The organism is Prescottella subtropica (assembly GCF_005434945.1).
Taxonomy (GTDB): Bacteria; Actinomycetota; Actinomycetes; order Mycobacteriales; family Mycobacteriaceae; genus Prescottella; species Prescottella subtropica.
In genome coordinates, this window is record NZ_SKCH01000029.1 from 1 (window position 1) to 6,375 (window position 6,375).

Here is a 6,375-nt window from a genome sequence, read left to right on the forward strand (position 1 = left end):
CTTCCCGACGGTATCGGAAAGACGGGGACGATCACGGTCCACAGGTCGTCGGAGATCTCATCGGCACGCAACACTCAGTGAGTGTCGCGTATCCGGCCGCGAGCATTTACCAGACACGCCCTAGCCGGCGGGTTCTGCGACGAGCTTGGTCTCCAGGTACTCCTCGAACCCGGCGACACCCATCTCGCGGCCGATACCGGACTGCTTGTAGCCGCCGAACGGCGCGTCCGCGGCGTACCAGATGCCGCCGTTGACGCCGAGCGTGCCGGTGCGGATCCCGGCCACCACGTTCCGGATCCGGTCGGGGTCACGGCCCCACACCGACCCGGACAGCCCGTACGGCGAATCGTTGGCGATACGGACGGCGTCGTCGTCGCCGTCGTGGGGGAGGATCACCAGCACCGGCCCGAAAATCTCCTCCTGCGCGACGCGCGACGAGTTGTCCAGTCCCGCAATCAGGGTCGGCTCGATGTAGAAGCCCCGCTCGTGCTCGGACGGTCGGTCGCCGCCGACGGCGATCGTGCCGCCCTCCTCGACGGCGAGCCGCAGATAGTCCTCGACCCGCTCCCGCTGCCGCGCGGAGATCAGCGGCCCGCACACGGTTCCGGGCTCGGCGGGGTGGCCGGGCCGGATCCCGGCCAGGGTGCGGGCGGTGGCCGCCACCGCCTCGTCGTAGCGGTCCCGCGGCACCAACAGCCGGGTGGTGATCGCGCAGCCCTGGCCGGCGTGCGTGCACACGGTGAACGCGGCCAGCGCGCACGCGGCGGTCAGGTCGGCGTCGTCGAGGACGACGAACGCGGACTTGCCGCCGAGTTCGAGGAACACCTTCTTGAGGGTGTCGGACGCCGCGGCCATGACCTTTCTGCCTGTTGCGGTGGACCCGGTGAACGAGATCAGATCCACCCGCGGATCACGGACCAGCTGGTCGCCGAGCCGGTGGTCGGTGGAGGTGACGATATTGACGACACCGGCCGGAATGTCGGTCTCTTCGGCGATCACCGTCCCGACCAGGGCCGCACACCATGGGGTGTCCGGTGCCGGCTTGAGGACGACCGTGTTGCCCGCAGCCAGCGCCGGACCGAGTTTCGCGAAGGTGATCTGGTGCGGGAAGTTCCACGGCGTGATCGCGCCGACCACCCCGACCGCCTCCCGGTGGATGCGCCTGCGGGTGCGGATTCCCAGCGGCGCCGCGACGCCCAGATCCGTCTCCCACGTGTACGACTCGGCGAGGTCCGCGAAGTAGCCGAGATCGGCGATCGGGCCCTCCAGCTGCGGACCGGCGGTCAGCATGCGCGGTGCACCCGCCTCGGCGATCGTGACGTCCCGTAACTCCTCGAGGTGCGACTGCAGGGCGTCCCGGAGTTGGCGCAGACAGTGGGCGCGGAATGCCGGATCGCGGGACCACGTGGTGTCGTCGAACGCGCGCCGGGCCGCCGCGATCGCCGCGTCCATGTCGTCCGCGGTGGCGTCGGCGGCATACCCGAGGCGGTCCTCGGTGGCGGGGTCGATCACGTCGAACACACCCCCGGAACCGGGGACGAGCTTGCCGTCGATCAGGAGTGTCGAGCTGTCGGTCGGGCGCAGCGGCATGGCGCGGAACCTTTCTTGCTGGACAGGTGTCTGGACTATAGTTCGGTCAATTCTGGTTGGCAACGAGATGGGGAGTGCGCCGATGACCGAAGCCCCGATCGATCCGCTGGTGTTCAACCCGTACGACTACGACCTCCACGAGGACCCGTACCCGGTCTACGCGCGCCTGCGCGACGAGGCGCCGATCTACCACAACCCGGAGATCGGGTTCTGGGCGCTGTCGCGGCACACCGACGTCCTGCGGGGGTTCCGCGACCACACGAGGCTGTCGAGCGCCAACGGCGTCTCGCTGGACCCGGCCGCATACGGGCCGCACGCCCACCTGGTGATGTCGTTCCTCGCGATGGACGATCCCCGGCATGCGCGACTGCGACAGTTGGTGTCCCGAGGGTTCACACCCCGCCGTGTCGCGGAACTCGAACCGCGGATCCGGGAACTCGCCTGCCGCTACCTCGAACCCGCGCTGGCGGCCGGCGAGTTCGACTGGATCGCCGACGTCGCCGGCAAACTCCCGATGGACGTCGTCTCCGAACTGATGGGTGTCCCGCCGGCCGACCGCACCGAACTGCGTCGACTCGCAGACCTGGTGGTGCACCGCGAGGCCGGTGTCCTCGACGTGCCGCAGGCGGCGATGGAGGCGTCGATCACGCTGATGACCTACTACAAGGACATGATCGAGCAGCGTCGCCGTTCGCGCACCGACGACCTCACCTCCGCGCTACTCGACGCCGAACTCGACGGCGACACACTCTCCGACCAGGAGATCCTCGCGTTCATGTTCCTCATGGTGGTCGCCGGCAACGAGACCACCACGAAGCTGCTCGGCAACGCCGCCTACTGGGGCGACCGGCATCCGGACCAGGTGGCGCCGGTACTCGCCGAACCGCAGCGGGTTCCCGAATGGGTCGAGGAGACACTACGTTTCGACACCTCCAGCCAGATCATCGCCCGCACCACCACCGTCGACCTCGAGTACTACGGGCAGACGGTGCCGGCGGGGGAGAAGATGCTGCTGCTGCTCGGGTCCGCCAACCGCGACGACGCCGCGTTCCCCGACGCCGACGAGTACCGGATCGGCCGGGACTCGGCGGGCAAGCTCGTCAGTTTCGGTGGCGGCGTCCACTTCTGCCTCGGAGCGCATCTCGCGCGACTCGAGGCGAACATCGCGCTCGACGAGTTCGCGCGACGGGTCGCCCGCTACGACATCGACACCACCCGAGCCGAGCGTGTCCACTCGTCGAACGTGCGCGGTTTCGCGTCCCTGCCGATGACGGTGCAGGTGCGCTGATGCCGCGTTTCGAACCCAATCCGGCCCGACGACCCGCCCTCATCAGTGGAGCCTCCTCCGGTATCGGTGCGGCCACCGCGTACGCCCTCGCCGCACTCGGGCATCCCGTCGCGCTCGGCGCACGCCGGGTCGACAAGTCCGAAGCCGTCGCCGCGACGATCCGCCGCAACGGGGGCGAGGCGTTCACGCACGTCCTCGACGTCACCGACGACGACTCGGTCGACGCGTTCGTCACCGCGGCCGAAGCCGCGATCGGCCCGGCCGAGATCGTCGTCTCCGGTGCCGGCGACCTCGAGTTCGGTGCCGCCGACGAGATCGATCCGGCCCGGTTCGCGCAACAGATCGACGTGCACCTGGTGGGGCCGCAACGCCTCGCGCACCGGGTGCTGCCGGGTATGCGGGAGCGCCGGCGCGGCGACTTCGTCCTCATCGGATCTGACTGTGCCGACCGGCCGCGTCCCCTCATGGGCGCCTACGACGCCGCCAAGGCCGGCGTCGAGGCGATGGGACGGCAGATGCGGATGGAACTCGAGGGCACCGGAATCCGCGCCTCGGTGGTGCGGCCCGGCCCGACTCTGACCGGGATGGGCATGGATTCGACCCCGGAGATCATCGCGCCCGTCGCGCAGATGTGGACCGCGTGGGGTTTCACGCGGCACGGTCGTTTCCTGCGAGCGTCGGACATGGCCGACGCCGTCGTCGCGGTCGTGAACGCGCCCCGCGGAGTCCATCTCGTGCTCGTCGAAGTGCAACCCGAGGCGCCGCTCGTGGCCACCGAGCAGACAAAGCTGAGATAAAACAATCGGGGGGTGAACGCCGATCGTTACATGCCGAATCGGGCAACGCGGGATACCCGTCCGATTCGGGGTGAGATTAGGGGTGAATTCCCGTTTCGCGACGCCTCGTGGTCGGTGATGAAAGTGCAGATCATCCGCACGGGATGCGTCAATGCTGAGACGCGCTAACTGATTTCGTGACGATGTGGGTCTGTCGAATCCGTCATCGCATTCTGTCCGAGATGTTATCTTGATCGTGCCTAAGCATGTGGCTGGGGGATTCTGCTATCCGACTGGTGGGGGCCAGACGGATTCTCGGGGGGGCGTTTTTCGCCTGATTCTGTCGTCATGCCGTTGGGCTGTCCGTTGCGCGTTGCCGGCATGTCGATCGAGGAGGCCGAAGTACGATGTCTACCCACAAAGCCCGAAACATGAGAACGCTGAGGATGAAGAGTCGCATCCTGGTGGCGGCCACCGCCGTCGGTGCGCTGACGATCGCGACACCGTCCGTCGGGCAGGCGCAGCCGGCGTCCGCGAACGGTATCGGCAGCAGCGCGAACGGTGGTGCAACCGGCGGCGTTTCGGGCCTCGGAAGCAGCGCTGACGGCAACGGTGGAGGGGGCCTCGGGAGCGCTGCGGGGCCGGGCGGCGCGGCCGGCGGTGCCGGAGCCGGTAGTGCCGGCAACCTCGATCTGGCACAGCTTGCCGAGCTGGCACTCGGAAGCCTCGGCGGTGGCGGCCTGAACCTGGGCAGTATCGAAGAACTGGCAGGCAGCCTCGGCAGCCTCGCCGACGGCGGCGTGGACCTCGGTAGTCTCACCGACCTGGCGCTCGGCAGCCTCGGTACCGGTAGCAGCGGGTCCACCAGCAGCAGCGACGATCCCGACCTCGGCGGATCCGCGGAAGGTGTGCTCGGCAGTGCTGCACTGCCCGCGCTCGGCAGTTCCGGTGACGCGGGTGCCGGTGCGGGTTCGAGTGGTGCCGGTGACGTCGATGCAGGTAGCGCAGATCTGACGGCCGGTAGTGCTGACCTCGATCTGGGCAGCCTGGGGGAGCTTGCGCTCGGCAGCCTCGGATTGCCGGTCCTCGGTAGTACGGGCGCCTCGGGCAGTGCCGGAGACGGCGGTAGCACCGGTGGCACGGATGCCGGTAGCTCCGACCCGGCCACGGGCAGTGGTGACTTCGATCTGGGGGGCCTCGAGGCCGGTAGCCTGGGTGACCTGCTGACCGGCAGCCTCGGTGACACTGGTGCTGGTGCGGGTTCGAGCGGTGGCACCGGTAGCGAAGGTGGCACCGACGCGGGTAGCTCTGATCTGACCGCCGGCAGCGGTGATCTCGATCTGGGTAGCGTCGCGCTTCCGGCGTTGGGAAGTCTGGCGATTCCGCTCGGTAGCCTTGCTCTTCCGTTGGGGAGCCTGGCCCTGCCGGCTCTGGGTAGTGCCGGTGCTCTCGGCAGTGCCGGAGACAGTGGTAGCACCGGTGATGCCGGTACCGAGGCGGGTAGCGCCGATCTGACCGCCGGTAGTTCCGATCTGACTACGGGCAGTGGCGACTTCGATCTGGGGGGCCTCGGGGCCGGTAGCCTGGGCGGTCTGCTGACCGGCAGTCTCGGTGATGCCGGTGCGGGTTCGAGCGGAGTTGGCGGCACGGATGCCGGTAGTTCCGAGCTTCCTGCGGGCAGTTCCGATCTGACCGCTGGTAGCGGTGATCTCGATCTGGGTAGCGTCGCGCTTCCGGCGTTGGGAAGTCTGGCGATTCCGCTCGGTAGCCTTGCGCTTCCGTTGGGGAGCCTGGCCCTGCCGGTCCTCGGTAGTGCCGGTGCTCTCGGCAGTGCCGGAGACGGCGGCAGCACCGGTGGCACGGATGCGGGTAGTTCCGATCCGAGCACGGGTAGCGGTGATTTCGAGCTCGGTGGGCTGTTGACGGGCAGTCTCGGCGACGCGGGTGCGGGTTCGAGCGGTGGCATCGGTAGTGAGGGTGGCACCGACGCGGGTAGCTCGGATCTGACGGCCGGTAGCGGTGACTTCGATCTGGGCAGTCTCGGCGGCCTGTTGACGGGCAGCCTCGGTGATGCCGGTGCGGGTTCGAGTGGAGTTGGCGGCACGGATGCCGGTAGCTCCGATCTGACCGCTGGTAGCGGTGATCTCGATTTGGGTAGCGTCGCGCTTCCGGCGTTGGGGAGTCTGGCGATTCCGCTCGGTAGCCTTGCACTTCCGTTGGGGAGCCTGGCCCTGCCGGTCCTGGGTAGTGCCGGTGCTCTCGGGAGTGCCGGAGACGGTGGTAGCACCGGTGGCACGGATGCGGGTAGTTCCGATCCGAGCACAGGCAGCGGTGATCTCGGTCTGGGCAGCCTGGGGGATGCTGGTGCGGGTTCGAGTGGAGTTGGCGGCACGGAGGCGGGTAGCTCCGACCTGACGGCCGGTAGCAGTGACTTCGAACTCGGCGATCTGCTGACCGGCAGCCTCGGTGACGCGGGTGCGGGTGCCGGTTCGAGTGGTGGCACCGGTAGTGACAGTGGCGCAGACGCCGGTAGCTCCGACCTGACCACCGGCAGTGGCGATCTGGATCTGGGTAGCGTCGCCCTTCCGGCGTTGGGAAGCCTGGCGATTCCGCTCGGTAGCCTTGCGCTCCCGTTGGGGAGCCTGGCCCTGCCGGTCCTCGGTAGCGTCGGTGCTCTCGGCAGTGCCGGCGACGGCGGCAGCACCGGTGGCACGGATGCTG

The 6,375-nt window shown here is 68.6% G+C and carries 3 protein-coding genes and 1 pseudogene; 3 read left to right on the plus strand and 1 reads right to left on the minus strand.

The features are described from left to right. Positions 1-120 precede the first annotated feature (120 nt). On the minus strand, positions 121-1,590 hold the full coding sequence (locus E0497_RS18185; protein ID WP_137726210.1) for an aldehyde dehydrogenase: 1,470 nt from the start codon (positions 1,588-1,590) through the stop codon (positions 121-123). 82 nt (positions 1,591-1,672) lie between these two features. Here E0497_RS18185 and E0497_RS18190 point away from each other — a divergent pair, with 82 nt between their 5' ends. From E0497_RS18190 to E0497_RS18200, 3 genes and pseudogenes are all read left to right on the plus strand, one after another. After that, positions 1,673-2,878, plus strand: coding sequence for a cytochrome P450 (locus tag E0497_RS18190; protein WP_137726211.1), 1,206 nt, complete (start codon positions 1,673-1,675; stop codon positions 2,876-2,878). Next, complete coding sequence (locus E0497_RS18195; protein WP_137726212.1) at positions 2,878-3,675, plus strand: SDR family oxidoreductase; 798 nt, start codon at positions 2,878-2,880, stop codon at positions 3,673-3,675. The genes E0497_RS18190 and E0497_RS18195 overlap by 1 nt, the downstream gene beginning before the upstream one ends. 425 nt (positions 3,676-4,100) lie before the next feature. Further along, a pseudogene (locus E0497_RS18200) lies at positions 4,101-6,375 on the plus strand (hypothetical protein); the annotation flags it as partial.

Excerpts from the sequence above, each read along its gene's own strand:
- E0497_RS18190 (WP_137726211.1), top strand. The coding sequence starts at position 1,673 with ATGACCGAAGCCCCGATCGATCCGCTGGTGTTCAACCCGTACGACTAC.
- E0497_RS18185 (WP_137726210.1), bottom strand. The coding sequence starts at position 1,590 with ATGCCGCTGCGCCCGACCGACAGCTCGACACTCCTGATCGACGGCAAG.
- E0497_RS18195 (WP_137726212.1), top strand. The coding sequence starts at position 2,878 with ATGCCGCGTTTCGAACCCAATCCGGCCCGACGACCCGCCCTCATCAGT.